24 protein-coding genes are annotated in these 26,386 nt (G+C 60.9%); 14 read left to right on the top strand and 10 right to left on the bottom strand.

Features of this window, described 5'->3' with window-relative positions:
• Positions 1-24 precede the first annotated feature (24 nt).
• The 12 genes from AO692_RS15180 to lpxB all read left to right on the top strand — a co-directional run bounded on the left by AO692_RS15180 (position 25) and on the right by lpxB (position 12,534).
• Positions 25-1,131: an aldo/keto reductase gene (locus tag AO692_RS15180; protein ID WP_054310890.1), complete on the top strand. Its 1,107-nt coding sequence runs from the start codon at positions 25-27 to the stop codon at positions 1,129-1,131.
• A gap of 159 nt (positions 1,132-1,290) precedes the next feature.
• Positions 1,291-2,013: a UMP kinase gene (gene pyrH, locus AO692_RS15175; RefSeq protein ID WP_054310889.1), complete on the top strand. Its 723-nt coding sequence runs from the start codon at positions 1,291-1,293 to the stop codon at positions 2,011-2,013.
• Between the two features lie 55 nt (positions 2,014-2,068).
• Positions 2,069-2,623 carry a ribosome recycling factor gene (gene frr / locus AO692_RS15170; protein WP_054310888.1) on the top strand — a complete coding sequence of 185 codons (555 nt, stop codon included), beginning with the start codon at positions 2,069-2,071 and terminating at the stop codon, positions 2,621-2,623.
• A gap of 31 nt (positions 2,624-2,654) precedes the next feature.
• Positions 2,655-3,374, top strand: coding sequence for an isoprenyl transferase (locus AO692_RS15165; protein ID WP_082407389.1), 720 nt, complete (start codon positions 2,655-2,657; stop codon positions 3,372-3,374).
• On the top strand, positions 3,371-4,198 hold the full coding sequence (locus AO692_RS15160) for a phosphatidate cytidylyltransferase (RefSeq protein WP_054310887.1): 828 nt from the start codon (positions 3,371-3,373) through the stop codon (positions 4,196-4,198). The genes AO692_RS15165 and AO692_RS15160 overlap by 4 nt, the downstream gene beginning before the upstream one ends.
• Before the next feature lie 97 nt (positions 4,199-4,295).
• Entirely contained in the window at positions 4,296-5,438 is a 1,143-nt protein-coding gene (gene rseP / locus AO692_RS15155; protein ID WP_054310886.1) for an RIP metalloprotease RseP, read from the top strand.
• 220 nt (positions 5,439-5,658) lie between these two features.
• The gene (gene bamA, locus AO692_RS15150; RefSeq protein WP_054310885.1) at positions 5,659-8,052 is read left to right on the top strand and encodes an outer membrane protein assembly factor BamA; all 2,394 of its coding nucleotides are present in this window, start codon (positions 5,659-5,661) and stop codon (positions 8,050-8,052) included.
• Between the two features lie 75 nt (positions 8,053-8,127).
• Positions 8,128-9,180, top strand: a complete 1,053-nt coding sequence (gene lpxD / locus AO692_RS15145; RefSeq protein ID WP_054310884.1) for a UDP-3-O-(3-hydroxymyristoyl)glucosamine N-acyltransferase — start codon at positions 8,128-8,130, stop codon at positions 9,178-9,180.
• Positions 9,173-9,643 carry a 3-hydroxyacyl-ACP dehydratase FabZ gene (fabZ, locus tag AO692_RS15140; RefSeq protein ID WP_054310883.1) on the top strand — a complete coding sequence of 157 codons (471 nt, stop codon included), beginning with the start codon at positions 9,173-9,175 and terminating at the stop codon, positions 9,641-9,643. The genes lpxD and fabZ overlap by 8 nt, the downstream gene beginning before the upstream one ends.
• Before the next feature lie 14 nt (positions 9,644-9,657).
• Positions 9,658-10,491 carry an acyl-ACP--UDP-N-acetylglucosamine O-acyltransferase gene (gene lpxA, locus AO692_RS15135; RefSeq protein WP_054310882.1) on the top strand — a complete coding sequence of 278 codons (834 nt, stop codon included), beginning with the start codon at positions 9,658-9,660 and terminating at the stop codon, positions 10,489-10,491.
• Positions 10,466-11,368 (top strand): UDP-2,3-diacylglucosamine diphosphatase LpxI, encoded by a 903-nt coding sequence (gene lpxI / locus AO692_RS15130; protein ID WP_054310881.1) that lies wholly within the window; start codon positions 10,466-10,468, stop codon positions 11,366-11,368. The genes lpxA and lpxI overlap by 26 nt, the downstream gene beginning before the upstream one ends.
• A complete protein-coding gene (gene lpxB, locus AO692_RS15125; protein WP_054310880.1) occupies positions 11,365-12,534 on the top strand; it encodes a lipid-A-disaccharide synthase in 1,170 nt (389 codons plus the stop codon). The genes lpxI and lpxB overlap by 4 nt, the downstream gene beginning before the upstream one ends.
• A gap of 139 nt (positions 12,535-12,673) precedes the next feature.
• Here lpxB and AO692_RS15120 read toward each other — a convergent pair whose 3' ends face one another.
• From AO692_RS15120 to gltX, 4 genes are all read right to left on the bottom strand, one after another.
• Complete coding sequence (locus AO692_RS15120; protein WP_054311211.1) at positions 12,674-13,102, bottom strand: hypothetical protein; 429 nt, start codon at positions 13,100-13,102, stop codon at positions 12,674-12,676.
• Between the two features lie 150 nt (positions 13,103-13,252).
• Complete coding sequence (locus tag AO692_RS15115) at positions 13,253-13,645, bottom strand: DoxX family protein (RefSeq protein WP_054310879.1); 393 nt, start codon at positions 13,643-13,645, stop codon at positions 13,253-13,255.
• Between the two features lie 270 nt (positions 13,646-13,915).
• Positions 13,916-15,205, bottom strand: coding sequence for a citrate synthase (gltA, locus tag AO692_RS15110; protein ID WP_054310878.1), 1,290 nt, complete (start codon positions 15,203-15,205; stop codon positions 13,916-13,918).
• Between the two features lie 176 nt (positions 15,206-15,381).
• Complete coding sequence (gene gltX, locus AO692_RS15105; RefSeq protein ID WP_054310877.1) at positions 15,382-16,803, bottom strand: glutamate--tRNA ligase; 1,422 nt, start codon at positions 16,801-16,803, stop codon at positions 15,382-15,384.
• 92 nt (positions 16,804-16,895) lie between these two features.
• Between gltX and AO692_RS15100 the strand changes: the two genes are divergently transcribed.
• On the top strand, positions 16,896-19,439 hold the full coding sequence (locus AO692_RS15100; RefSeq protein ID WP_054310876.1) for a ComEC/Rec2 family competence protein: 2,544 nt from the start codon (positions 16,896-16,898) through the stop codon (positions 19,437-19,439).
• A gap of 21 nt (positions 19,440-19,460) precedes the next feature.
• Here AO692_RS15100 and lexA read toward each other — a convergent pair whose 3' ends face one another.
• The gene (gene lexA / locus AO692_RS15095; RefSeq protein WP_054310875.1) at positions 19,461-20,183 is read right to left on the bottom strand and encodes a transcriptional repressor LexA; all 723 of its coding nucleotides are present in this window, start codon (positions 20,181-20,183) and stop codon (positions 19,461-19,463) included.
• Positions 20,184-20,542: 359 nt separating this feature from the next.
• On the opposite strand from lexA, the gene AO692_RS15090 reads away from it, so the two are divergent.
• Positions 20,543-20,872 carry a DUF1236 domain-containing protein gene (locus AO692_RS15090; RefSeq protein WP_054310874.1) on the top strand — a complete coding sequence of 110 codons (330 nt, stop codon included), beginning with the start codon at positions 20,543-20,545 and terminating at the stop codon, positions 20,870-20,872.
• 65 nt (positions 20,873-20,937) lie between these two features.
• Here AO692_RS15090 and glp read toward each other — a convergent pair whose 3' ends face one another.
• The 5 genes from glp to AO692_RS15065 are packed head-to-tail and all read right to left on the bottom strand — an operon-like array spanning position 20,938 to position 26,355.
• Positions 20,938-22,143: a gephyrin-like molybdotransferase Glp gene (gene glp / locus AO692_RS15085; protein WP_054310873.1), complete on the bottom strand. Its 1,206-nt coding sequence runs from the start codon at positions 22,141-22,143 to the stop codon at positions 20,938-20,940.
• Positions 22,143-22,628 carry a cyclic pyranopterin monophosphate synthase MoaC gene (gene moaC / locus AO692_RS15080; RefSeq protein ID WP_054310872.1) on the bottom strand — a complete coding sequence of 162 codons (486 nt, stop codon included), beginning with the start codon at positions 22,626-22,628 and terminating at the stop codon, positions 22,143-22,145. The genes glp and moaC overlap by 1 nt, the downstream gene beginning before the upstream one ends.
• A 1-nt stretch (position 22,629) precedes the next feature.
• Positions 22,630-23,442, bottom strand: a complete 813-nt coding sequence (gene trpC / locus AO692_RS15075; protein ID WP_054310871.1) for an indole-3-glycerol phosphate synthase TrpC — start codon at positions 23,440-23,442, stop codon at positions 22,630-22,632.
• Between the two features lie 10 nt (positions 23,443-23,452).
• Positions 23,453-24,463 carry an anthranilate phosphoribosyltransferase gene (trpD, locus tag AO692_RS15070; protein WP_054310870.1) on the bottom strand — a complete coding sequence of 337 codons (1,011 nt, stop codon included), beginning with the start codon at positions 24,461-24,463 and terminating at the stop codon, positions 23,453-23,455.
• Positions 24,460-26,355: a SurA N-terminal domain-containing protein gene (locus tag AO692_RS15065; RefSeq protein ID WP_054311210.1), complete on the bottom strand. Its 1,896-nt coding sequence runs from the start codon at positions 26,353-26,355 to the stop codon at positions 24,460-24,462. The genes trpD and AO692_RS15065 overlap by 4 nt, the downstream gene beginning before the upstream one ends.
• Between the last annotated feature and the right edge of the window lie 31 nt (positions 26,356-26,386).

Below are 26,386 nucleotides of genomic sequence, written 5' to 3'. Positions count from 1 at the left end.
GCCTTGGACTTCAGGAGACTTCCAATGACCATGACCTATTACACGCTCGGCAACAGCGGCCTCAAAGTGAGTCGGCTGGCGCTCGGCACCATGACCTTCGGCACCGAGTGGGGCTGGGGCGCCGACAAGGCGGCAGCGCGGGTGCTGTTCGATGCCTATGTCGATGCTGGCGGCAATTTCTTCGACACGGCCGACGCCTATACTGGCGGCACGTCCGAGACCTGGCTTGGTGAGTTCATCGCCGAGAGGGGACTGCGCGACAGAGCTGTCATTTCGACCAAGTTCAGTATGAACCTGGAAGGGCCGGACCCCAACACCGGCGGCAACGGCCGCAAAAACATCGTGCGGGCGCTCGACGCTTCGCTGAAAAGGCTCGGCACCGACTATGTCGACCTCTACATTCTGCATTGCTGGGACCGGCTGACACCGCCGGAAGAAGTCATGCGTACGCTGGACGATCTGGTACGCGCCGGCAAGATTCGTCATATCGGTCTGTCCGACGTGCCCGCGTGGTATGCCAGCCGCGCGCAGGCAGTTGCCGAATTTCGCGGCTATGAGCCGATTTCGACGCTGCAGCTCGAATACTCGCTGGTCGAGCGCAATATCGAGCATGAATTCGTGCCGTTCGGCACCCGGCATGGTGCGGGCATCATGGTGTGGAGCCCTCTGGGCAGTGGGTTGCTCAGCGGCAAATATCATGCCGGCGACACAAACAAGGTAAGCGGTCGTCTCGAAACGGTACGCGGCACGACCAATCCCGGTTTCATGAAATTCAACGAGCGCAACTGGACCATCGTCGCCGAACTCGAAAAAGTTTCGGTCGAGCTCGGCAAGAGCATGGCGCAGGTGGCGTTGAACTGGGTGTCGACGCAGCCCGGCGTGGCGTCCATCATCATCGGCGCGACCAAGGTCGAGCAGTTGCACGACAATCTCGGTGCGTTGGATTTCGAAATCCCGGCCGAATTGCGGGTTAAGCTCGACCTCGTCAGTCGCCCTGCCACCCCATTTCCGTATTCCTTCTTCGGATCGGAAATCCAGGGCGGCATCACAGGCGGCGCCACGGTTGGCGGCAAGCCCGCAGGCTACCATCCGGATGTCCTGGTAGAGGGTACATACGCCGGCGTCCGTTGAAGGCAGCGGCCGGGCGCTGTCAACAGGTCCAGACCATTGCGCGGGCGCGGCGTGACATGGCCGCGCCCTTCGTGTATCGGGGGCAGCACATCGCCAACCTGCACGGGACAGCGCCGGCTTCGTCCGGGACCATCCCGCGACATGACCCCAGGGGATCCAATGACAACCAAACCGCTCTATCGACGTGTCCTGTTGAAAGCGTCGGGCGAGGCGCTGATGGGCGAGCAGCATTTCGGCATCGATGTGTCAGTAGTCGACCGCATCGCGTCCGACATCGCTGAAGCCAGGGCGCTCGGCGTCGAAGTCGGCGTGGTCATCGGTGGAGGCAATATCTTCCGCGGCGTGGCCGTCGCGTCCAAGGGAGGCGACCGGGTGACCGGAGACCACATGGGCATGCTCGCCACGATCATCAATTCGCTGGCGTTGCGCACTTCGCTCAACAAGATCGGTGTCGATGCGGTGGTGCTTTCGGCGATCGCCATGCCGGAACTCTGCGAGAGCTTCTCGCAACGCCAGGCGACCGCCTACATGAACCAGGGCAAGGTGGTGATCTTTGCTGGCGGCACCGGCAATCCCTTCTTCACCACCGATTCGGCGGCGGCACTGCGTGCGGCCGAAATCGGTGCCGATGCGCTGTTCAAGGGCACGCAGGTGGACGGTGTCTATTCCGCCGACCCCAAGAAGGACCCGACGGCGACCCGTTTTGATCGCATCACCCATGCCGAAGTCATCAATAAGGGTCTTTCAATCATGGATACGGCCGCGATTGCGCTTGCGCGGGAAAACAACATTCCGATAATCGTCTATTCGATCCACGAAAAGGGCGGTTTCGGCGAGATATTGAAGGGCGGCGGCCACTGCACGGTGGTTGCTGACAATTGAAAACAGGGCGCAGCCCTGACGCAAGTGGCCCGGACAGCGGGCCGGGGAGACGACAATGAGTGGCGACTACAACGATCTGAAGCGGCGCATGGACGGGGCGATCGCCGCCTTCAAGCATGACCTTGCTTCGCTTCGCACGGGGCGTGCGTCCTCCAATCTGCTCGATGCCGTGAACGTCCAGGCGTATGGCTCGGCGATGCCTATCAACCAGGTCGCAACCATTTCGGTACCGGAGCCGCGCATGATTTCGGTGTCGGTGTGGGACAAATCGATGGTCGGCGCGGTTGACCGGGCCATCCGCGAATCCAATCTTGGTTTCAATCCGATCGTCGACGGCACCAACCTGCGCATCCCGCTACCCGAACTCAACGAGCAGCGCCGCAAGGAATTGGTCAAGATTTCGCACGGTTATGCCGAAAACGCCCGCGTCGCTGTCCGTCATGTGCGTCGCGACGGCATGGATTACCTGAAGAAGGCGGAAAAGGACGGCGATATCAGCGAGGATGATCATCGCAAGGATTCCGATCTCGTGCAGAAGCTGACTGACGAGACGATCACCACCATTGACCGGCTGCTTTCCGAGAAGGAAGCCGAGATCATGCAGGTTTAGGCTCGGCCACGGCCGACGCGAAAGCAGAACCATGGCAACGCCCGCGCATGTCGCGATCATCATGGATGGGAACGGACGCTGGGCCAAGGCGCGCGGTCTTCCGCGCGTTGCGGGCCATCGTGCCGGTGTGGAGGCCGTGCGCCGCACCGTAAAGGCGGCTCCCGATCTTGGTATCTCATATCTCACGCTTTATGCGTTCTCCTCGGAGAATTGGTCGCGGCCAAAGTCCGAGGTTTCGGACCTCATGGGGCTGCTGAAACTGTTCATCCGTCGCGATCTCGCTGAATTGCATCAGAATGGCGTGCGGGTCAGGATCCTTGGCGATCGCGCCAGCCTGCAACCGGACATTCGTAAGTTGCTCGAAGAGGCGGAGACACTGACAGCGGGCAATTCGAGGCTGACACTGCTGATTGCCTTCAATTACGGCAGCCGCGACGAAATCGTACGCGCGGCACGCAAGCTGGCCGCCGCGGTCGCCCGCGGTGAGATTGCGCCCGATGAGATCGACGCCGACAGTTTCGTCGCGCGCCTGGATACGGCAGACATACCGGATCCGGAACTGATCATCCGCACCAGCGGTGAAATGAGGCTTTCGAATTTCCTGCTGTGGCAGGCTGCCTATAGCGAGCTTGTTTTCCTGCCGTGCTACTGGCCGGATTTCAGTCGCGAGCATCTGGCCGATGCCATTCGCGACTTCGGCGGACGCGAGCGCCGTTTTGGCGGTCTAGCAGCACAAGATGTTGCCTTATGAGCGCTGGGCTCAGCAACCTCCAGATTCGGGTCATATCCGCGGTGGTGCTCGGTGTCGCCGTACTGGCGTTGACCTGGTTCGGCGCCTTGCCGTTCCGGCTTCTTGCGGCAGTGATCGCCGGCGCGATCTTCTATGAATGGACCCTTATGGCCCGCGCCGGCGGTGCAAGCCGCCTCGGCTTTCTCCCGGAAGCCCTGATGCTGGTCTTTTTCGGCGTGCTCATCGCGGGCTTGCCAGCTTTGACGACGGCCGCCATCCTGGCTCTGCTGGTTGCTATCGCAGCTATTGGGGTGGCGATGCGCGGGACAGGGCAATGGGATGCCGCCGGTCTCGCCTATGCCGGCCTTTCCGGCTTTGCGCTGGCGTTTCTGCGCGATAGCGACTGGTCGGGCCTTGCGGCCATGCTTTTCCTGTTCGCTGTGGTCTGGGCGACAGACATCTTTGCCTATTTTGTTGGAAAGGCCGTCGGCGGGCCCAAGCTCGCGCCGGCGATATCGCCTGGCAAGACGCGGAGCGGCGCACTGGGCGGAGTGGTTTTCGGTGTCGCTGCGGGAGTTCTGGTTGCGGTCGTGCTCGGCCTGCCCAATCTCGCTACGCTCGCGCTCGTGGCGCTGGTGCTGTCAATCGTCGCCCAGGCGGGTGATCTGTTCGAATCCTGGATCAAGCGCCGGCATGGCGCCAAGGATTCCAGCACGATCATTCCGGGACATGGTGGTGTGATGGATCGGGTCGACGGGCTTGTGGCGGCCGCCGCGGCGCTGTACCTGATTGGCTGGATGGCGGGGTCGGCCGACCATCCGGCACAGGGGCTGTTTCCAGTCTGAAATTTCGACGTGCACCATGCATGGGTGCCACGGATTTGCCTGGATTGGTGTCACATTTGCGATGCGAGACCATAGGCCGGGACATTGAGGACGTGAATTGAACGAGTTTCTTCCCGCGCTGTTGAGTACCCAGGGCTTCGTGCTCGGCACGCTGGTGCCGTTCCTGTTCGTTTTGACCGTCGTGGTGTTCGTGCATGAGATGGGCCACTATCTCGTCGGCCGTTGGTGCGGCATCGGCGTGCGCGCTTTCTCTGTCGGTTTCGGCCCGGAATTGCTCGGCTTCACGGACCGTCGTGGCACGCGCTGGAAGCTATGCGCCATTCCGCTCGGCGGCTATGTGAAATTCGTTGGTGACATGAATGTCACTTCGAGCCAGCCCGGTGAGGAGGATATTGAGAAGCTCAGCGACAGCGAGCGCAAGGTTGCCTTCCACACCCAGCCTGTCTGGAAACGCGCGGCAACCGTGTTCGCCGGGCCGCTGTTCAATTTCCTTTTGACCATTGCCGTGTTTGCCGTGCTGTTCATGACTTTCGGCCGTTCCGTGCTGGAACCGGCCGTGGCAGAGGTTCGCCCCGGCAGCCCGGCTGCGGAGGCCGGTATCCTGCCTGGCGACCGGTTCGTCAGCATCGACGGCGCGAAAGTCGAGAGTTTTGCCGATGTGCAGCGCCTCGTTTCGGGCAGGGCGGGTGATGCGATCACCTTCGTGATGCTGCGTGACGGCCAGGACATCAGCGTCGTGGCTACGCCGCAATTGTCCGAACAGGAAGATGCGCTCGGCAACAAGGTCAAGATCGCCGTGATCGGGGTGACCACCAACAAGGAGGTCGGCCAGCCCAGGCACATCACCTATTCGCCGGGTGGCGCAGTCGTCGCGGCCGTGCAGGCGACCGGCCAGATCATCGAGCGCACCGGCTTGTTCATGAAGCGTTTCGCGGTCGGGCGTGAGGACAAATGCCAGCTGGGTGGCCCCGTGAAAATCGCCGGCATGGCGGGACAGGCCGCCAAGCTTGGCTTCGAGTGGCTAGTGCAACTTGCCGCATTGCTGTCTGTCGGGATAGGGATACTCAATCTCCTGCCGATTCCGCCACTGGACGGCGGTCATCTTCTCTTCTACGGGATCGAGGCTGTCATCCGGCGGCCGGTATCGGAGCGGATGATGGAGGCGGTTTATCGGACGGGAATGATTCTCGTCCTGGGGTTCATGGGTTTCGTGTTCTGGAACGATCTGTTTGGATGCTGAAATCATGAAGGAATTTAGCTCGTGGAGCGGCTTTGTTGAGGCGCCGTTTACCATGAGCAGGGATATGAGTGACGCGAAAGCCACGCTGGGAACGGAAGTAAATACAAATTAACCAGAAGCCTTGCGTGTAGGGAAAATCCGGTTAATACGGTACGGGAAAATGACCGCGACGTCCGGTTTTCTCGCCGTGGGGACTACGAGAAAAAGGTTTTATAGCCCGATGAAGGCAGCATCCAAGTTTCTGAGCGCCGCGTCCGCGGTGGCTTTGTCAGCCGCCCTGGTTGTTCCGGGTTCGCTCGCTGTTCAGTTTGTGTCCGTGTCTGCTGCCCACGCGGCCGTGGTGAGCCGTATCGATGTGAACGGCAACACGCGCGTCGATGCCGAAACGATCCGTAACTATGTGAAGATCAAGCCGGGCAAGTCGTTCTCGAACGCGGACATCGACGAGGCCGTGAAGGCGTTGTTCGGAACCGGATTGTTCTCCGATGTCCGTATCAATCAGGTCGGCTCGGCTCTGGTCATCAGCGTCTCCGAGTATCAGGTCGTCAATCAGGTCATCTTCCAGGGCAACAAGAAGATCAAGGATGCCCAGCTTTCGATGGGCGTGCAGCTGAAGCCTCGTTCATCTTATTCGCAGGCTGCGGTCGACGCCGACATCGAGGCGATCAAGGAGGCTTATCGCCGTATTGGCCGCGACGACGCCGGGGTCACCAGCCAGATCATGGATCTCGGCGAAAATCGCGTGAACGTCGTCTACAACATCAATGAAGGCGAACGCACCAAGATCGTTTCCGTCAACTTCGTGGGCAACAAGGCTTTCTCGAGCCGCCGCCTGACCGACGTCATCGGCACCAAGAAGTCGAGCTGGCTGTCGTTCATCCTGCGCGACGACGTGTTCGATCCGGATAAGCTCAAGGCCGACGAGGAACTGCTGCGTCGCTTCTACTACAATCGTGGCTATGCCGACTTCCAGGTCGTGTCCGCCACGGGCGACCTCGACAGCACCAACAACCAGTACAACGTCACGATCACCGTGGACGAAGGCGAGCGCTACGATTTCGGCGATATAAGCGTCGATAGCTCGATCCCGGAGGTTGATGCGCAGGCGCTGCAGTCGGTGGTCCAGACCTACAAGGGCGATACCTACAACGCCAAGAAGGTTGAGGATTCGATCATCGCGTTGACAGAACGGGTCGCTGGCCAAGGGTATGCCTTCGCGCAGGTGACGCCGCGTGGTGATCGTAATTTCGAGAATAAGACCATCTCGGTCACCTATACGATCGACCAGGGCGCCAAGGCCTATATCGAGCGTATCGAAATCCGAGGCAACGTCCGCACGCGCGACTATGTGATTCGACGTGAGTTCGACCTCAGCGAAGGTGATGCCTTCAACCAGGTGCTGGTGCAGCGCGCGAAAAAGCGCCTTGAAGGGCTTGATTATTTTGAGAAGGTCGACATTTCGACCCAGCCTGGCTCCGAGCCGGACCAGGTTGTTCTGGTTGTCGATCTGGTCGAGAAGTCGACCGGTGACTTCTCGGTTGGCGCCGGCTACTCGACCGGCGGCGAAACGCCCGGCCCGTCCGTGATGGGTTCCATTACCGAACGCAACTTCCTTGGCCGCGGCCAATTCATCAAATTGTCGGCTGGCGGTGGTCGTCATTCGCGCGACTACAGCGTGTCGTTCACCGAGCCGTATTTCCTTGGCCGCCGCATCGCAGCCGGCTTCGATATTTTCCGCTCGACGCGCGAATACGATGCCTATGATTCGGAAACGACGGGTGCAACCATCCGTTTCGGTCTGCCGATCACGCAAAACCTGACGACGCAGCTCGCCTACAACATCTCGCAGGAGAAGTATAAGTACGACGATGGCTGTTTCGACTCGAACGGCATCTTCAACCCGAATCTGTGTAACGTGTCGCTCGCGATCCAGAACGCGATCACCGATCCGCTGACGGGTCAGCCACGTGACGCATGGATCAAGTCGTCGGTCAGCGGTTCGTTGATCTACAACACCATCGACGACATGAAGAACCCGCACTACGGCATCTATGCCAATGCCGGCGTGGAAGTTGCCGGTCTCGGCGGCGACGCCAAGTTCGTCAAGCTGACGGCGCGCGGTTCGATGTACCAGACGCTGTCCGAAGAGCTGGATATCGTCGGTGTCGTTTCCGGTGGTGCTGGCCATATCGCAAGCTATGGCGACAAGGAACTGCGCGTCTTTGACATGTTCCAGAACAACGACCGCATGATCCGCGGTTTCGAGTTCAACGGTATCGGTCCGGCTGCAGCGCGTCCTGGCGGTGGCTACGATCACCTCGGCGGCACGACCTACTTCAATGCGTCGGCTGAGGCGCAGTTCCCGCTGCCGCTCGTTCCAGAGAGTCTTGGTCTGCGTGGTGCTGTTTTCGCCGACGCTGCGACGCTGTATGGCAACGACGTCTTCGGTGTCGACAAGTCGACGACCGGTTCGGGCCTGCGCGCTTCGGCTGGTATCGGCCTGATGTGGGCTTCGCCGTTCGGTCCTCTGCGTATCGACTATGCGATCCCGCTCAAGAAGGAAGACACGGACGACGTCCAGGAATTCAACTTCGGCATATCGACCCGATTCTGATTTGCGAACCGTGGCGGCTTCCGGACTTCTCTGTCCGGGAGGCCAGGGTCTGATTTGGCTGGATACCGCTCAGGAATGACCGAACCGGTGTTTTTTGTGCCTTCGCGCCGGTTCACGGTGGCCGAAGTCGCGAATCTGACCGGTTCGGCTTTGCCCAATGAGGCATATGCCGAGACCGTCATCGAGACGATCGCGTCGGCCACTGACACCAACGACAAGGCCCTGGTCTTTGTGGATGGCAAGCGCAATGCCGGCCTCATGCCGACATTGAATGCTGCGGCTGTGCTTTGCTCGGCAGATATCGCCGACAAGGCGCCGGCCGGCGTCGCGGTGTTGATCAATCCGCGCCCGCAGCAGGCTTTCGCCATGGTTGGTCGGCTGTTGTATCCTGATGCTGCCACCCCGGTTGCGCTGACCTCCGAAACCGGTGTTTCGCGTCACGCCTTTGTCGATGACACCGCCCATGTCGAAAAAGGGGCCATTATCGAGGCTGGCGCCGTGATCGGCGCGGGCGCATATGTCGGCAGCGGCACCGTTGTCGCGCCTAACGCTGTTATCGGACGCAACTGCCATGTGGGCCGCGATGGTTATGTCGGCCCGGGAGCGAGTGTCCAATATGCCTTGGTCGGCAATCGTGTCATCATCCATGGCGGCGCTCGGATCGGGCAGGACGGTTTTGGCTTTGCCGGTGGCGCCAAAGGCCCCGAGCGTATGCCGCAGATCGGCCGCGTCATCATTCAGGACGACGTCGAGATTGGTTCCAACACCACGGTGGACCGCGGCGCCATGGCCGATACGGTGATCGGGGAAGCAACGAAAATCGACAATCTGGTCCAGATCGCCCACAATGTGCGCATCGGCCGAGGGTGCATCATTGCCGGCCATTGCGGTCTCTCCGGTTCCGTGACATTAGGCGACTATGTCATGCTGGGTGGTCGCGTCGGCATCGCCGACCACATCACCGTGGGCGACAGGGTACAGGTGGCCGCGTCCTCCGGCTTGATGTATGACATTCCCGCGGGCGAACGCTGGGCCGGCATGCCCGCGCAGCCGATGCGCGATTTCTTTCGGGAGCTCTCGGCGATCCGCGCATTTACGAAGCATTCCAAGGGGGACAAGAATGGCTGATACGGCCGGTTCGACGCTCGAAGTCGTCGATCTGATCGGGCTGATGAAAATCCTGCCCCATCGTTATCCGTTCCTGATGATCGACCGCATAATCGATATCGATGGCGACAATTCCGCCATTGGGGTCAAGAACGTCACGGTCAACGAGCCGCACTTCATGGGCCATTTTCCGGAACATCCGGTGATGCCTGGTGTGCTGATCCTGGAGGCGATGGCGCAGACTGCCGGCGCCATCTGTATTCGCGCCGCAGGTGCGGAAAAGCCGTCGCTCGTCTATCTCCTGACCATCGATGGTGCCAAGTTTCGCAAGCCCGTTGTTCCGGGCGACCAGCTGCTGATCCATGTGCGCAAGCTCAAGAAGCGCGGCAATCTTTTGAAATTCGCCTGCGAGGGCAAGGTCGATGGCGTGGTCGTCGCCGAGGCCGAGGTTCAGGCGATGATGGTCGAAAACGAACGGCCATAAGCTTTCAGGTAAGCATGACAACCGAGACTTTCATTCATCCTGCAGCCGTCGTTGAATCCGGTGCTCAGATCGGCATAGGCGCCCGCATCGGTCCATTTTGCCATATCGGGGCCGATACGGTCGTCGGCGATAATGTCGAGCTGGTGAGCCACGTTTCCGTGCTTGGCGGCACGTCCATTGGCGCTGGCACCAAGGTGTGGCCGATGACCGTACTTGGCGGACCGCCGCAGAACACGAAACACAAGGGTGGCCGCACGACACTGGTTATCGGTGCCAATTGCACCATCCGTGAAAATGTGACGATGCATCTTGGCACCGACAACAGCCGTGGCGAAACCACTGTCGGCGACAACGGCAATTTCCTTGCTTATGCACATGTCGGTCATGATTCCGTGGTGGGCAAGAATGCCACCTTCGCCAATGGCGCTACGCTCGGCGGTCACTGCGAGATCGGTGACAATGTCTATATCGGCGGTCTGAGTGCTGTTCACCAGTTCGTCCGCGTCGGCGACAACGCCTTCCTGGCTGGCTGCTCGGCGTTCGTTGGTGACGTTATCCCTTACGCCATTGCCGTCGGTAACCGCGCCAGTCTGCGTGGCCTGAACATCGTCGGCTTGAAGCGTGCGGGCCTGCCACGCTCCGAAATCTACCTGCTGCGCCGGGCGTACCGCATGATCTTCGATCGCTCCCGCACCGTGGCTGAGAATGTCGAACTGGCCAAGGCCGAGTTTTCCGGCTCTGCTGCGGCGATGAAAATCATCGACTTCATGACCAGCCGCGGCAAGCGGCACTATGCCGTGCCACCGCTGAAAGGCGGGGCCGATGACGACGCCGACGACGAAAGCTGAGGGCGCCGGCCGCCTTCAGCTCCCACCGGGTGCCAAGGTCGGCATCATCGCCGGCGGCGGCAAGCTTCCGATCGATGTCGCCAATGGGCTCGATGAACTGGGACATAAGCCATTCATCCTCATGGTGCAGGGTGAGGCGCTGCCGGAAAGCGAACTCGGGCAGTTCGAGCACGAGGTGCTTTCACTCGAAAATCTCGGCTCGCTGATCGGCATCCTGAAACGCCGCGGCACGACGCATGTCGTTCTCGCCGGCGAAATCAAGCGCCGGCCGCGGCTCGGCGCCATGCGCTTCAATCTCGGTCTGCTGGCCATTGTTCCGCTTGTGATTTCCGCACTGGCGCGTGGTGACGACGGTCTCCTCAAGGTGGTCGTTCGTGGGCTGGAGGCGCGAGGGTTCACCGTCGTTGGGGCGCATCAGATCGTTCCGAATCTGACCGCCAGCGAGGGGGCGTTGACGCGCGTTGCGCCCTCCAAGGCCGATTGGATGGATATCGAAGCCGCGCACAAGGCCGCCCTCGCCATTGGCGCGCTTGATATCGGGCAGGGTGCGGTGGCAATCGGCGGCCGTGCGATCGCCCTCGAGGGCATAGAAGGCACCGACGGTCTGCTGGAGCGGGTGAAGGATCTGCGCGGTCACGGTCGCTTGGCGGGTAAAGCCGGCGGCGTGCTGGTCAAATGCGCCAAGCCGGAGCAGGAGCTCAGGGTCGACCTGCCTTCAATCGGCATACAGACCGTAGAAGGCGCATATGCTGCCGGTCTTGCGGGAATTGCCGTTGAAGCTGGCCGCTCTCTTATTCTGGACAGCTCAGCGGTGATTTCCCGCGCCGATGCTCTTGGGCTCTTTGTGGTTGGCCTGCCGACCGGAGAGCACTCATGACCGTTGAACCGCTGAAGGTCGCGATTGTTGCAGGCGAAGAGTCTGGCGATCTGCTTGGCGCCGATCTGATTGCGGCTTTGAAGGTAATGACGGGCCGTCAGATCCAACTCGTCGGTCTCGGTGGACGCCATCTGGAGGCACTTGGTCTCAAGCCCGCGTTTGATGCGAGTGAGATCGCGTTGATGGGTTTTAGCGCGGTGCTTGCCGGTTTGCCGCGCTTGATCCGTCGTATCGGTCAGACGGCTGCGTTGATCGCGGCCGAAAATCCGGACTGTCTCATCACAATCGATAGCCCCGATTTCTCTCTGCGCGTGGCGAAAAAGGTGCGGGCTGCCAACCCGAACATCCCGATCATACACTATGTTTGTCCGAGCGTGTGGGCCTGGCGGCCGGGTAGGGCGCCTGCAATGAAACCCCACGTCGATCATATCCTTTGCATCCTGCCGTTCGAGGTGAAGGCGCTGGAGCGTCTCGACGGGCCGCCGGGAACCTATGTCGGGCACAGGCTGAGCCATGACGCCGACGTGTTGCGGGCGGCTACTGTACAAGCTGCGCCCCGCGACCTCAGTGAAAATCGCGAAAAGACGCTTTTGCTCCTGCCGGGCTCTCGGCGCGGCGAGGTGAGGAAACTTCTGGAACCGTTCGGGGAAACCGTCACGGCGCTCGCCGAACGCGGCCACAAGATGCGTCTGTTGCTGCCTACCGTGCCACATGTCGCGGAATTCGTACGCACCACCGTTTCTTCCTGGCCGCAGCAACCGGAGATCATCCTGGACGCGGTACGCAAATGGCAGGCATTCGGCGAGGCCGACGCTGCTCTGATTGCGTCCGGCACGGTGTCGCTGGAACTGGCGTTGTCAGGTGTGCCGATGGTATCGACCTACAAGCTCGACCCCGTGGCAAAGCTGCTTCAGAAACTCATCACCACGTGGTCGGCACTGTTGCCGAACCTCATTGCTGATCGAGCGCTGGTGACTGAATTCTACGACATTTATGTGCGGCCGCAGAACCTTGCCCGCCAAGTCGAGGCCTTGTGGTCCGACGGTGGCCTGCGCGCTTGGCAAAAGGATGGTTTCGCCGAGGTGCGCCGCCTTATGGCGACAGACCGTCCGGCAGGTGAAATCGCCGCTGAAGTCGTGCTGGCGGAAATCGCCAGGCGTCGATAGGCAGCTCAGCCAGTTGCCATTTTCACGGAAATGCGGAAACGCTCTAACTCTTTTGTTTTACGCAATTCCGGACGGAAAACCGCTACGAACTTTTCCTGGAATTGCTCTAGGTGCGGAACCGAACCGAACATCGGGCCAGCTACTTCTTCCAGTCGCCTGTCGTGTTCCACCAGCGATTGGGGTTCTGGCTGTCGTCCAAGCCCTTCGACCTACTGCTGAGAACCGTCTGTAGACGGATGACCGGCTCCTGATAGCTGTGCGTCTGAAAAATCATTTCAACAACCTTTTCAGCCAGTGCCTGATCTTCAATGATCTCGAACGACACGTCGACGACGCCTGGCCTTTTGCGGAGTTCGCTTTCCGCCCCGGCGGCGGCGCCTTCCAATGGGCGATAACGCTCCGTCCCTTCGGCTGACTGATAGGAATTGCTGTCATACTTGCCCATGGCAAGGGGCACGATGGTGGTGACCGCCGCCATGATGCGGTCGACGTCTTCTGTCGGTGCCTGAAACATCACCAACAGCATGGATTGCAAGGTCGTCGATCGTGTCTCGAATGCATTCAACATCGCAGCGTGCTCCGTGAAACGAAGAAACAATCGACGATAACCTTTCCACCCTGACAGGCTTGAGTCAGGAGCAGTCGGATCCGGAGCAAAAAAAACAGCCAGCGTTTTGGGGCCGGTTGCATGTTCGCGGTCGTTGTTATCGCACGCGGATTATTTGTCCTTGCCGAGCGCAGCGTCCATGCTCCACGCACCGGGGCCGGCAGCGGCAATAAAAAGGAATACGAAGCAGAACAGCATGGCGGCTTCACCACCGTTGAGCACCGGGAAGAAGCCCTGCGGAGCATGCGCAATGAAATAGGCGAACGCCATCAGGCCGGAGAGGATGAAGGCCACGGGCCGCGAAAACAGGCCGATGACCAGCAGCACACCGCCAATGATCTCAAGTGCGGCAGCCGTGGTGGTGAGGCCGTTGAGCGGATAGGGGAACGGAGCGGGCCAAGCGAGCAGCTTCATGGTGCCATGCGTCAAGAACGTGGCCGCGGTGATGATGCGCAAGATGCTGAGCAGTTGTGGCGCCCAGGACTGCAGAAAACCAAGTTTCATAATATCCCTCAATATCTTGGTTGAATGGTTCGGGTGATCTCAAATGCAGCGTGTGCTGCCAGTTCGCACCTAGCGAGGAATCGCGTCGGAGGCCACCGGCGCACGGTCAAATGGCAGGCCTCGCAAATCAACAGTTGTTGAGAATGGCGTGATGGTCCCGGCCGCGTTGCAAGGCAGGAATGCAGTTCGTTATGTCTTTAATTACAAACGGAAACCGCCCTTGACGCGGCTGCATCAAGGGCGGTGGCATGTCAGCCTGAGTGTGGATGGTCAGCGCTTGGCGATGGGTACATAGTCACGCTCTGGCGCACCGGTATAGAGCTGGCGCGGGCGACCGATCTTCTGGTGCGGATCCTCGATCATTTCCTTCCATTGCGCGATCCAGCCGACCGTGCGGGCGACGGCAAACAGCACGGTGAACATGGTGGTCGGGAAGCCGAGTGCCTTCAGCGTGATGCCGGAATAGAAGTCGATATTCGGATAGAGCTTCTTCTCGATAAAATATTCATCGGTCAGCGCAATCCTTTCGAGCTCGATCGCCACGTCGAGCGTCGGATCGTCCTTGATGCCCAGTTCGCCAAGCACTTCGTGCGTGGTCTTCTGCATGATCTTGGCGCGTGGATCGTAGTTCTTGTAGACGCGATGGCCGAAGCCCATCAGGCGGAACGGATCGTTCTTGTCCTTGGCGCGGGCGATGTATTCCGGAATGCGGTCGACGCTGCCGATCTCGGACAGCATGTTGAGCGCTGCCTCGTTGGCTCCGCCATGTGCAGGCCCCCACAGACATGCGATGCCGGCGGCGATGCAGGCGAAGGGATTGGCGCCCGACGAGCCGGCAAGACGCACCGTTGAAGTCGAGGCGTTCTGCTCGTGGTCGGCATGCAGGATGAAGATCCGCTCCATGGCGCGCGCAAGCACTGGATTGACCTTGTATTCCTCACAGGGCACGGCAAAGCACATGTGCAGGAAGTTGGCGGCGAAGTTCAGCTCGTTCTTCGGATAAACGAAGGGCTGGCCGATATGGTACTTGTAGGCCATCGCCGCGATGGTCGGCATCTTGGCGATCAGGCGCACGGAAGCGACCATGCGCTGGTACGGATCGGAAATGTCGGTCGAGTCGTGATAGAAGGCTGATAGCGCGCCGACGACGCCGCACATGACCGCCATCGGGTGGGCGTCGCGGCGGAATCCCGTGAAGAACCGGGTCATCTGTTCGTGCACCATGGTGTGGCGCGTAACGCGGTAATCGAAATCGTCTTTCTGCGCCTTGGTCGGCAGTTCGCCGTAGAGCAGCAGGTAACAGACTTCCAGGAAATCGCCGTGCTCGGCGAGCTGGTCGATCGGATAGCCGCGATGCAGAAGTACGCCGGCATCGCCGTCGATATAGGTAATGCCGGACTCGCAGCTAGCCGTCGAAGTGAAGCCGGGATCGTAGGTGAAAGCGCCGGTGGTCGAGTAGAGCGAGCCGATGTCGATCACATCCGGGCCGACCGAACCGCTTCGGACCTTGAACTCGTGCGTTTTGCCGTCGAGTTCCAGTTTTGCCGTCTGTCCGGTCATCGCAAACTCCTTTTGTTCCCTTGTCTGCAAGCCAAGACGATCCGCTACGCGGAACGCCCCAAGCCCTTGAAATGCGCGAGATTACAGCCGCCGGGATAAATAGGGCTGATTGATCCGGCGGCAATGTTGCACCGCAAAAGAAACCTTTCAATGCTAAAGTTCTTGGACCAGAACTCCTAATCGATTTGATCTGCGATGCGAGCAAGACTTTCGTCGCGGCCAAGCACGGCAAGCACGTCGAAAACGCCCGGCGAGGTGCTGCGGCCGGTCAGGGCGGCGCGCAAAGGCTGCGCCACCTTGCCGAGTTTGACGCCCGCCGTTTCGGCATAGGCACGCACGGCGGCTTCGGTGGTCGTGACAGTCCACTCGCCGAGCTCCTGGAAATGGCCAAGCACTGCCTTCAGAACGGCTTTGGCGTCGGCATCGAGCAGGGAGGCTGCCTTTTCATCCAACTGCAGCGGGCGATGGGCCGCGATGAAATAGAGACTGTCGGCGAGCTCGACCAGCGTCTTGGCGCGCTCCTTCAGGCCCGGCATCGCCTGCAATATCTGTGCTTTCTTTTTCTCGTCCAACTGGGCGGCCAGGGTCTCGCCATTTGGCAGGTAAGGCAGTGTGTCGAAAAACACCTTGGTCAGCGCCGCATCGTCCATGCCACGCATGTGGACACCGTTCAGCGCCTCGAGTTTGGCGAAGTCGAAGCGGGCAGCACCCTTGTTGACGTCGACGATGTCGAACCAAGACACCATTTGGTCGATCGACATGACTTCGTCGTCGCCGTGGCTCCAGCCAAGGCGGGCCAGATAGTTGAGCAGTGCCTCCGGCAGATAGCCCATGGCGCGATAGGCCTCGACGCCAAGCGCGCCGTGGCGCTTGGACAGCTTGGCGCCATCGGCGCCGTGGATCAGCGGAATATGCGCCATCTTTGGCACATCCCAGCCCATGGCACGGTAGATCGCGGTCTGGCGTGCGGCATTGGTCAGATGATCGTCGCCTCGGATGATATGAGTGACGCCCATGTCGTGATCGTCGACCACGACGGCGTGCATGTAGGTCGGTACACCGTCCGAGCGCAGGATGATGAAATCGTCGAGATCCTTGTTGGGAAAGCGCACCTCGCCCTGTACGAGATCGTCAACGACGGTCTCGCCCTCGCGCGGCACCTTGATGCGGATTGCACCTGCCACGCCCTTCGGCGCCTCGGTGTTATCGCGGTCGCGCCAATGGCCACTGTAGCGCGGTGGCAACCCTTGTGCGCGAGCGGCTTCCCGCATCGCGTCTAGCTCCGCGGGCGTCTCGTAGGCGTAATAGGCCTTGCCCAGCCGCACCAGTTCTTCGGCGACCTCGCGGTGGCGCGCGGCGCGCTGGAATTGCGAGATGGCCTCGCCGTCCCAGTTAAGGCCGAGCCAGGTCAATCCATCGAGGATAGCGGTGGTCGCTGCCTCGGTCGAACGTTCGCGGTCCGTGTCTTCGATGCGCAGCAGCATCTTGCCGTTGGTGTGCATGGCATAAAGCCAGTTGAACAGTGCTGTGCGCGCACCACCGATGTGCAGGAAACCGGTAGGCGAAGGGGCGAAACGGGTGACGACCTGATCGGACATGGAACTCTCTGGGAGAAGCGCCAGAAGCGCGGACTTTCGTTGTTTGGGCGTTCATGTAGCATAGGAGGTCAGGGGCGCAAGGGGCAGGCCCGATGGCTGGAGCGGGGAGGGGTGGGCGAGAGGCCATTGATGCCGAACACGGCATCAATGAGCGTCTTTTGTTTGCTTCCCAAAAGGGTGACGGCGGCGATGCCGCAGCCGCATCCACGGACACTCTGACGATCGGAGGGCAGTCGGCGCTCGATGACCTGGTTTCTGCTCGCCAGCGTCTTCGTTCTGACACGCATGCCGGGCGTTCCGACGAACCTTCATGGTTCGAGGCTGGCCGGCGACGCCTGACAAAACTGGTCGGCAGAGACCCGCGTGGTCTCTTCGCCAAGGCGGTCGCTTTGGAACTCGATCGTGGCGTCGCCTTCCTGTTTGTGCCTGTTTTCCTGGCGGCCGGGGCGACGGTCTACTTCTCACTCGATCGGGAGCCGGCCTTCCCGCAGTTGGTTGCCGGCGGCCTGGTTCTTGCTGTCATTGCGCTGTTTTCACGCCGCCGTCTCGGCGCGCATCTCGCAGCGATGGCTGTGCTTTTCTTCGTACTCGGCATTCTTGCCGCCAAGATCGAGACGTGGCGCATGCCCGGCAACATGTTGGGCGCACAGGTTTCAACCAGGGTGACGGGGCGGGTGATCTCGGTCGAGCCGATGGCGAGCGGGCGCACACGGCTGACGCTTGACGTCATCGCCACCGAGCGGCCCAAGCTGCGATACCAACCGGAGCGCGTGCGGCTTTCGGCGCTGGGGATGCCGGCCGACATCCGTGCCGGATCGATCGTATCCGGTTACGCCCGCTTGATGCCGCCGGCCGGCCCGGTGCGACCTGGTGGCTACGACTTCTCCTTCGAAAGCTATTTCGACGGCATCGGCGCGACCGGCTTCTTCATGGGCAAGCCGAAGCTCGCACCAGATGGGGAGAGTCCTGCGCCGCTCACCACACGGCTGTCGGTTGCGGTCGAACGCGCGCGCGAGGTGATCGCCGATCGCATTCGCGCCTCGATCGGTGGATCGGAGGGCGAGATTGCGGCAGCGCTGATCGTCGGTGTGCGCGCCGGCATTCCAGATTCCGTCAACGAAGCGATGCGAAGGACGGGCATCTATCACATCATCTCGATCTCCGGCCTGCACATGGCAATGGTGGCCGGAGCTATTCTGCTGCTGCTGCGCGGCACATTCGCCCTGTTCCCCGATTTTTCGACACGTCGACCGGTCAAGAAATACGCCGCCTTCGCTGCCCTCTGTTCGATTGCTGCGTATCTCGCGATCTCGGGTGTGGTGGTGGCGGCCGAGCGCAGCTTCATCATGCTGGCGGTGATGCTGATTGCGGTGCTGTTCGACCGAGCCGCGCTGTCGATGCGCAATCTTGCAATCTCGGCTGTGATCGTGATCCTGACCGCGCCGCATGAGGTGGTTGGTCCATCTTTCCAAATGTCGTTTGCGGCGACCGCCGCGCTGATTGGAGCCTACGCGGCTTGGGCAGAGCGTCGTAGTGCAACGCCTAGTGCCCCGCCGCCAGCGCGCTCGTTTGCGGGGTTCCTCGCGCACAAGTCGCTGATTGCGGTAGGTGGCATGGCAGCGACCTCGATCGTTGCTGGGCTGGCAACGGCACTCTTCGCGGTCTGGCATTTCCAGCGTGTCTCGCCCCTCAGCCTGTTCGCTAATCTGGCCGTGATGCCGGTGGTTTCGCTCATCATGCTGGCTGCCATTTTCAGCGCATTTGCCATGCCGTTTGGCGCCGACTGGCCGTTTCTCTATGTGATGGGCAAGGGACTGACGGTGATGATGGCGATCGCCGAATGGATTTCCATGCGCTCCCCTGTCGACGGAGTAGGGCTCGTCTCGACCCAGTCAGTGCTCTTCGTCACCGCAGCGCTCGCTATCGGCGCGATGACCACGACATGGTTGCGCTGGCTGGCGCTGCCTTTTGCGCTCGCCGGTATGCTGACGATGAGCAATGTCGAAACGCCCGACGTGCTGATCTCCGAGGATGCGCGCCTCGTCGCGCTGCCGATCGGCGACGATGAGGTCGCCGTCAGCCGAGCGCGGCCCAATGTTTTCACGCTGGACAATTGGCGTCGCGCACTCAATGTGGAGACGACGGTCTTGCCGGAGGATGTTTCGGCTGACGTTGAAATGACCGTTCAAAATGTGCTCGACATGCCTTTCGGCACACCCTTCCTATGTGCACGGCGCCTGTGTTTCGCGCGCCATCCGTCGGGTGCGGTCGTGGTGATGACTGCATATGCCGATGCAGCGAAATCGGCTTGTGGGGTCGCCTCACTCATTGTCATCGACGATGCCACTGCATCCGACCCCTGCAACGACCCGGCGATCTTGGTGGTTACCAAGAAGGATCTCGCCCGCACCGGCAGTGCGGCGGTACGATTTGATGTTTCTGCTGATAAGTCGGCTAATATCCTGTTCGCGCTCGAGAGCACAAATCGACCCTGGCATGTACAGCGCTTGTTCACCCGCGAGGCGAGGGGGCTGCCACCGCTTCCTAAAAAAACGTTCAAATCCAAACGCCGGGATGATCAGCCTCACCTGGCTGCAGAACCTGCCACAATTCCTGATGTGCGGCCGGCCAAGTGACTGCGAAATTAGGCCGTTCACTCAATAGCGGCGGATCAACCCAACCAGCTTGCCTTGTACTTTGACCCGGTCCGGGCCAAAGATGCGGGTCTCATAGGCTGGATTGGCGGCCTCCAGCGCGATCGAGGCACCTTTGCGACGGAATCGCTTGAGCGTCGCTTCTTCCTCGTCGACGAGCGCCACGACGATTTCGCCAGGATTGGCCGTATTGGCATTGCGGATGATGACCGTGTCGCCGTCGAAAATACCGGCCTCGATCATGGAGTCGCCTTTGACTTCCAATGCATAGTGCTCCCCCCCCGCAATCATATCGGGAGGCACGGAGATCGAATGGGTGCGGTGCTGGATCGCGTCGATCGGTACGCCGGCGGCGATGCGACCCATGACTGGGATGGAAACGGAAGCCGTGGCATCGTCGTCATTGCCTGGGGCCTGCAGGCGTTGCGGTTCCTTGGGTGCAGGCCGCCCCAGACTGCCCTGGATGACAGCGGGCGAAAATTTTCTAGCCGCGTTGAGGCCGGGCGCGATCGAATCGGGCAGCCTCAGCACTTCCAGCGCACGCGCCCGGTTTGGCAGTCGGCGAATGAAGCCGCGCTCTTCCAGAGCGGTTATGAGGCGGTGGATGCCGGACTTCGAGGCAAGATCCAGCGCTTCCTTCATCTCGTCGAAAGAAGGCGGAATTCCGCTTTCCTTCAGCCGTTCATGGATGAAGAGCAAAAGCTCATGTTGCTTGCGTGTCAGCATAGCCACCCTCCGTGGAACGGAACCAGAATCAGAAAAACAAATCCAGAACAAACACTATCTGTTCCATTTGTGTTCCGCAACCTTTTAAAGTTTAGTGAATTTGTTGACGCTTTGTTCAGCTAACGATCGGGCAACTCCCAGTCTGTTTCGAAACGTCCGGTGTTGAATCCTCCGAAAGTCTTTCTGCATGAGCCCATGCCGGCGGCGAGTAAGGCTAATTCGTCTACAGCCCTTATCGGCGGGACCTTGCCGTGTGGTTTCGGCACAAAGTTGCCGCAACAAGACCTTAATTCATTAGGAACGGGGCCGTTGACGTCCGCATTCTTCCTTCGGGCAATCGTGCTTGAAAGGAGAAAACGATGAAAACGCTTCTTCCGATATATGCCGTTTGCGCAGTCCTTGCAGGCGCTGCTGCCAGCCACGCACAGGATACCGTGGTGGTCCCGGCACAACGGCCAGGTTCAGTGGTGATCCAGCCGGAGCAGAAGACCGTCATCCGCGAGTATGTCCGCAAGAACCCCGTGGCTTCGATCAATGTGCTCGGGTTGGAACTCAATCTGGGTTCGAGAGTACCGGAAACGGTAACGCTCCATGAAGTTCCCGATACACGATATCGTTACACCGTCATCGACAACAGGGCGGTTCTTGTGGATCCGGAAACGTATGAAATCGTTGAGGTCTTGAACTGATCCGATGGTTGAAGCCCTGGCTGCCGAGAGACAGCCGGGGCTTTGCTATCTGCCTTCTTCCCAGATCAGCGCAGCATCAGCACCTGGCAGGTGGAGCCGGCTTCGGCCTTGGGTGCATGTGGCGGGCGAATGATCAGCCCGTTGGCATCCGATAAAGCACGCAACATCGAGGAATCCTGAACGCCGAACGGCGTCGCGGCCAATCTGCTGCCATCCTGTTCGATCCGGGCGCGGATGTAGTCCTGCCTGCGGTCGTTGGCCGCCATATCGGTTGTGAGGCTTGCCTCGCGGATATCCTGGCTGAAGGGGCGGCCGCCAAGACGGGCAAGCAGGGGTTTCAGGAAAAGCTGCGAGCAGACCAGGCTAGCCACCGGGTTTCCAGGCAAGCCGATGCAACGGATCGCACCCATGCGGCCAAACATCAGCGGCTTGCCTGGGCGCATGGCGAGCTTCCAGAAATCCAGCGTCATGCCTTCGCCGGTCAGAACGTCGTGCACGAGGTCGTGGTCGCCGACGGAGGCGCCGCCTAGGGTGACGATGACATTGGCGCCAGCTTCGACAGCCTGTCGTACCGCCGCGGCGATAGCATCCTTGCGGTCTGGCGCAATGCCAAGATCGAGCGCGAGCGCGCCGACGGAATGAGCTGCAGCTGCTACGCCGTAGGCGTTGGAAGAAATGATCTGGTCTGGACCAGGTGTGCTACCTGGCGGCAGAAGTTCGTCACCCGTGGCGATGATGGCAACCAGCGGCCGGCGCACCACGGCAAGTGCCGGATGGTTTGCGGAAGCGGCCAGCGACAAGGCTGCGGCGTCGAGCACGCGGCCTTTTTTGAGCAGAACGTCGCCAGCGTTGAAATCCAGCCCTTTGCGGCGGATGTTGCGGCCTTCGGATGCGGATTCCAACACTTCAACGGAGCCATCGCCCAAGTCGCGCACGTTTTCCTGGATGACGATGGTGTCGCTGCCGGCGGGCAGCGGTGCGCCGGTGAAGACGCGCACGGTCTCGCCGGTACCAACGGCGCCCTGAAACGCACGGCCGGCTGGCGCACTGCCGATCACCTTCAACGTCACCGGCGTTGCGGCCACATCGGCGGCCTTTGCCGCATAGCCGTCCATAGCGGAGGCATCGAAAGGCGGCTGTGTGCGCAACGCCGCCAGGGGAGCTGCCAGCACCCGATCAAAGGCATCGGTCAATGCGACGGTCTCCGCAGCGAGTGGTTCAGCGTCGTCCAGCAGTCGTTGCAGCGCTTCTTCGACCGGCAACAGCGACATCAGGTTTCCACCCTGTAGTCGCCTGATTTACCCCCGCTCTTTTCCACCAGGCGGATACCGGAAATAACCATGGCACGGTCCACTGCCTTGGCCATGTCGTAGATGGTCAGGCATGCAACCGAGGCGGCGGTGAGCGCCTCCATTTCGACACCGGTCTTGCCGGTAACGCGCGCAAGCGCGGTGACTTTCAGGCCGGGCAGAGCAGGGGCTGGCTCGATATCGACAGAAACCTTGGTCAACAGCAGCGGATGGCAGAGTGGGATCAGGTCATGTGCCTTCTTGGCTGCCATGATGCCGGCGATGCGAGCAGTGCCCAGAACGTCGCCTTTCTTGGCATTGCCATCGAGTATCATGGCGAGCGTTTCAGCCTGCATCGAGACGAATCCTTCGGCCACCGCCGTGCGCATGGTCTCGGCCTTGTCACCGACATCGACCATGTGCGCCTCGCCTTGCGCACCGAGATGGGTGAGGGTGTTCCCGGACATCTCAGACGGCCTCGGCCCTGGTTTCGAGGCCCAGCAGCGCCCGTGTCGCCGCAGTCACATCGGCCTGCCGCATCAGGCTTTCGCCGACGAGGAAAGTGCCGATGCCGCTCTTTTCCATGCGGCGGCAGTCGTCATGGGTGAAGATGCCACTTTCGCTGACCAGCAGGCGGTCGGCAGGCACCATCGCCGCCAGCCGCTCGGAGGTTTCGAGACTGGTCTCGAACGTGCGCAGATTGCGATTGTTGATGCCGAGGAGGCGCGATTCGAGTTTTAGGGCGCGCTCCGTCTCCTCTTCATCATGGACTTCTACAAGCGCGTCCATGCCGAGCGAAAGGGCAGTTTCTTCAAGTTCCGAAGCCAGTTGATCGTCGACGCTCGCCATGATGATGAGAATGGCGTCCGCACCCCAGGCACGAGCCTCGTAGACTTGATAAGGATCGAACAGGAAATCTTTGCGTAGCGCAGGCAGATTCACCGCCTTGCGAGCGGTGGTGAGGAATTCCGGCGCACCCTGGAAAGATGGCGAATCGGTCAGAACCGACAGGCAGGCGGCGCCGCCTGCCTGATAGGCCTGTGCCAGCGACGGTGGGTCAAAATCGGCGCGGATCAGCCCCTTTGACGGGCTCGCCTTCTTGATCTCGGCGATCAGCGCAAAGGCGCCGGCCGCGCGTTTGGCTTCAAGCGCGGCCAGGAAACCGCGCGGACGGTCGGCATCGGCTGCACGTGCCTTGATCTCGGCGAGCGGCAGGCGCGCCTTGGCGGCGGCGATCTCTTCGCGCTTGTAGGCTTCGATCTTGCGCAGGATATCGGCCATTGTCCTGACCCTATTCGTTGGAGACCTTGACCAGCGTTTCCAGCACAGCCCAGGCTTTGCCTGTGTCGATCGCTGCTGCGGCTTGTCTCACGCCGTCTTCCAGCGTCGCGGTCCTGCCAGCCACCACGAGGCCTGCGCCGGCATTCATCAGCACCGTATCACGATAGGCCCCCGGCACACCGGAAAGCAGCTTGCGCAAGGCTTCGGCATTGTAGGCTGCATCGCCACCGCGCAGGTCCTGTTTGTTATGGCGTTTCAGCCCGACCATCTCCGGCGTCAGCTTGAAGGTGCGGATCGCGCCGCCGACCAGTTCAGCAACTTCCGTCTCTCCGGTCGTGGTGATCTCGTCATAACCGTCGCCATGCGCCACCCAGGCGTGGTCCGCACCTAGTGCCTTCAACGTTTCTGCCACCGGAACGATCCATTCCGGCGCGAACACGCCGACCATTTGACGGCCGACGCCGGCCGGATTGGAGAGGGGCCCAAGCAGGTTGAAGATCGTGCGGGTGCCGAGTTCGCCGCGCACCGGGCCGACATGTTTCATGGCAGGATGATGCGATGGCGCGAACATGAAGCCGACACCGGCCCTGGCAATGCAATCACCGATTGCTTCAGGCGTCAGGTCGATCTTGATGCCGAGCCCGGTCAGCACGTCGGCCGAACCGGTTTGCGAGGACAGGCCGCGATTGCCGTGCTTGGCCACCGGTACGCCGGCGCCGGCAATGACGAAAGCGGATGCCGTCGAAATGTTGAGCGAATGCGAGCCGTCGCCGCCGGTGCCCACGATATCGACCGCGCCCGCCGGTGCCTCGACACGCAGCATCTTGTCGCGCATGGTCGCCACCGCGCCGGAAATCTCGCTGACGGCTTCGCCACGCACGCGCAGCGCCATCAGAAAACCGCCGATCTGGCCAGGTGTGGCATCGCCCGACATGATGATGTCGAAGGCCTCGCGCGCCTCGTCGAAAGAGAGGGTGTTGCCGGCCGCGACCTTGGCGATATGAGGCTTCAGCGCACTCATTGGATCTGCTGGGCCTGCTCGATCGCGACCTGGTCGACCTTGACGCTGAACTGGGACTGCAACTGCGCGACCAGTTCCTCCAACAGATCGTCGGACATGCCGGATGCGAAGGACTTCTTCACATCGTCTGGAACTGCCGAGGCATCGGCACCGGCCGGTTCGAACACTTCGGCGACCTTGAACAGGATCTTGGCCGTACCTGTCGGGGCCGAGACGATGCCGGAACCACCTTCCGCCACGGCAAATACAGCCGCCGTGCCATCCTTGCCGAAATCGGCGTCATCTGCCTCGCGTTTCAGGCCGCGCTTGGTCTGCTTTTCGAGCTTCAGTTCGCCTGCGACGGCGTCGAGAGTCGCACCTGACTTGACACTCTTCTCGAGCTCCTCGGCCTTGGCGGCAAGCCGCTTCTCGGCCTCGGCCTCGGTCCAGTCGGCAACCACCTTCTGGCGCACTTCGTCCAGCGTGCGGTCACGAGCAGGGGTGACGCCGTTCAGCTCATAGAAGACATAGCCATTGTCGGCGGTGGTCAGCCCCTCGTTCTCAATACCCTGCTCGGCATCGAAGACGGCGCGGATGAGCGACACCGATTCCGGCAGGCCGGTGACGACGGTGCCGTCCGGCTTCTGGCCGGTACGGTCGATGGCCTCGATGGGAACCATCTTCAGTTTCAGCTTTTCGGCAGCCTCCTGCATGGTGGAGCCACCAGCGCGGGCGTCTTCATAAGAATCATGCGTGTCGAGCAGGATGCGGCTCGCTTCATTGACAGCCAGTTCCTTGCGGATCTGATCGGACACCTCAGCGATCGGTTTCACCACCTCAGGCTTGATCTCGGTGACGCGAAGCAGCAGGGGGCCGAAGGCACCCTTGACGACCGGGCTCACCTCATTGGCCTGGAGAGCGAAGGCGGCGTCCGCGACGGCCTTATCGGCGATCTTGTCCTTGGCCAGCGTGCCAAGCAGCGTATCGGCCTGGGTCTTGCCTTCCGCTGTCACCAGCTTGTCGAAGGTCGCGCCGCTCCGCAGCGAATCGAACGCGGCCGTTGCCGCTTCCGGCGACTTGAAGACAAGCTGTTCAATGGTGCGTGTTTCAGGCGTCGTGTAGCGGGCCTTGTTCTTCTCGTAGTCGTCCTTGATCTGCTGCTCGGTCACCGCGGAAAGATCCATGATGTCCTCCGGCTCGAGACGGACATAGGAGAACTTGCGGTATTCGGGGGCGGCATACTTCTTCTTGTTGGCTTCGAAATAGGCCTTCAGATCACCGTCGGACGGCGCCGAGATCGGTTCGACCAGGGATTTCGGCAGAACCAGATAGTCGATGGTGCGGTCCTCGCCCCGATAGAGTGCAACGGCCTTGAGGAAAGTATCCGGCGCTTTCATGCCGTCGGATACGGCCTCGACGATCTGCTGGCGGGTCGCTACCTGGACGCGGTTCTTCAGATAGTCTTCCGGCCGCATGCCGATCTGGCGCAGCACATAGTCGAACAGACGGCGATCGAACTGGCCATCGCCGCCCTTGAAGGCGGGGTCCTCGCGGGTGAGTTCGGCGACGCGGTTCTCGGAGAGGCCGAGGCCAAGCTTGCGGGCCTGTTCGTCCAGCACGGCGCCTGAAACCAGCTGAACCAGCACGCGGTTGTCGATGCCGAGCGCTTTGGCCTGCTCTCGCGTCAGCCGCTGGCCGAACTGCTGTGACATAACGTTGAGCTCGCGGTCGTAGGCGAGGCGGTATTCGGTGACGGAAACGGACGTGCCGCCTGTATTCAGCACACTGTGGTGACCGGCAATCGTGCCCATCACGCGGCTGGAGATACCCCAAACGGCGAAGCTGACCACCAAGAGGGAGAGCAGGGCTTTCGCGACCCAGGTTCCCGCCGCGCTTCGCAATGTAGAGAGCATGATGTTGTCCGTATTGAAGTAAGCCAAGCGC

It is taken from the genome of Mesorhizobium sp. 1M-11 (genome assembly GCF_001303895.1).
Classification (GTDB): domain Bacteria; phylum Pseudomonadota; class Alphaproteobacteria; order Rhizobiales; family Rhizobiaceae; genus Mesorhizobium.
Note: the sequence above shows the minus strand (reverse complement) of the source record. Positions and strands in the feature narration are given on the sequence as shown.

Bases quoted from the DNA above. Each gene is read 5' to 3' on its own strand.
- lexA (WP_054310875.1), bottom strand. From the start codon at position 20,183: ATGCTGACACGCAAGCAACATGAGCTTTTGCTCTTCATCCATGAACGG.
- AO692_RS15165 (WP_082407389.1), top strand. From the start codon at position 2,655: ATGGCAACGCCCGCGCATGTCGCGATCATCATGGATGGGAACGGACGC.
- gltA (WP_054310878.1), bottom strand. From the start codon at position 15,205: ATGACCGGACAGACGGCAAAACTGGAACTCGACGGCAAAACGCACGAG.
- AO692_RS15160 (WP_054310887.1), top strand. From the start codon at position 3,371: ATGAGCGCTGGGCTCAGCAACCTCCAGATTCGGGTCATATCCGCGGTG.
- gltX (WP_054310877.1), bottom strand. From the start codon at position 16,803: ATGTCCGATCAGGTCGTCACCCGTTTCGCCCCTTCGCCTACCGGTTTC.
- lpxI (WP_054310881.1), top strand. From the start codon at position 10,466: ATGACGACGCCGACGACGAAAGCTGAGGGCGCCGGCCGCCTTCAGCTC.
- fabZ (WP_054310883.1), top strand. From the start codon at position 9,173: ATGGCTGATACGGCCGGTTCGACGCTCGAAGTCGTCGATCTGATCGGG.
- pyrH (WP_054310889.1), top strand. From the start codon at position 1,291: ATGACAACCAAACCGCTCTATCGACGTGTCCTGTTGAAAGCGTCGGGC.
- frr (WP_054310888.1), top strand. From the start codon at position 2,069: ATGAGTGGCGACTACAACGATCTGAAGCGGCGCATGGACGGGGCGATC.
- AO692_RS15120 (WP_054311211.1), bottom strand. From the start codon at position 13,102: ATGTTGAATGCATTCGAGACACGATCGACGACCTTGCAATCCATGCTG.
- trpC (WP_054310871.1), bottom strand. From the start codon at position 23,442: ATGGCCGATATCCTGCGCAAGATCGAAGCCTACAAGCGCGAAGAGATC.
- AO692_RS15115 (WP_054310879.1), bottom strand. From the start codon at position 13,645: ATGAAACTTGGTTTTCTGCAGTCCTGGGCGCCACAACTGCTCAGCATC.
- bamA (WP_054310885.1), top strand. From the start codon at position 5,659: ATGAAGGCAGCATCCAAGTTTCTGAGCGCCGCGTCCGCGGTGGCTTTG.
- AO692_RS15065 (WP_054311210.1), bottom strand. From the start codon at position 26,355: ATGCTCTCTACATTGCGAAGCGCGGCGGGAACCTGGGTCGCGAAAGCC.
- AO692_RS15180 (WP_054310890.1), top strand. From the start codon at position 25: ATGACCATGACCTATTACACGCTCGGCAACAGCGGCCTCAAAGTGAGT.
- AO692_RS15090 (WP_054310874.1), top strand. From the start codon at position 20,543: ATGAAAACGCTTCTTCCGATATATGCCGTTTGCGCAGTCCTTGCAGGC.
- moaC (WP_054310872.1), bottom strand. From the start codon at position 22,628: ATGTCCGGGAACACCCTCACCCATCTCGGTGCGCAAGGCGAGGCGCAC.
- AO692_RS15100 (WP_054310876.1), top strand. From the start codon at position 16,896: ATGGCTGGAGCGGGGAGGGGTGGGCGAGAGGCCATTGATGCCGAACAC.
- lpxA (WP_054310882.1), top strand. From the start codon at position 9,658: ATGACAACCGAGACTTTCATTCATCCTGCAGCCGTCGTTGAATCCGGT.
- glp (WP_054310873.1), bottom strand. From the start codon at position 22,143: ATGTCGCTGTTGCCGGTCGAAGAAGCGCTGCAACGACTGCTGGACGAC.
- lpxD (WP_054310884.1), top strand. From the start codon at position 8,128: ATGACCGAACCGGTGTTTTTTGTGCCTTCGCGCCGGTTCACGGTGGCC.
- lpxB (WP_054310880.1), top strand. From the start codon at position 11,365: ATGACCGTTGAACCGCTGAAGGTCGCGATTGTTGCAGGCGAAGAGTCT.
- trpD (WP_054310870.1), bottom strand. From the start codon at position 24,463: ATGAGTGCGCTGAAGCCTCATATCGCCAAGGTCGCGGCCGGCAACACC.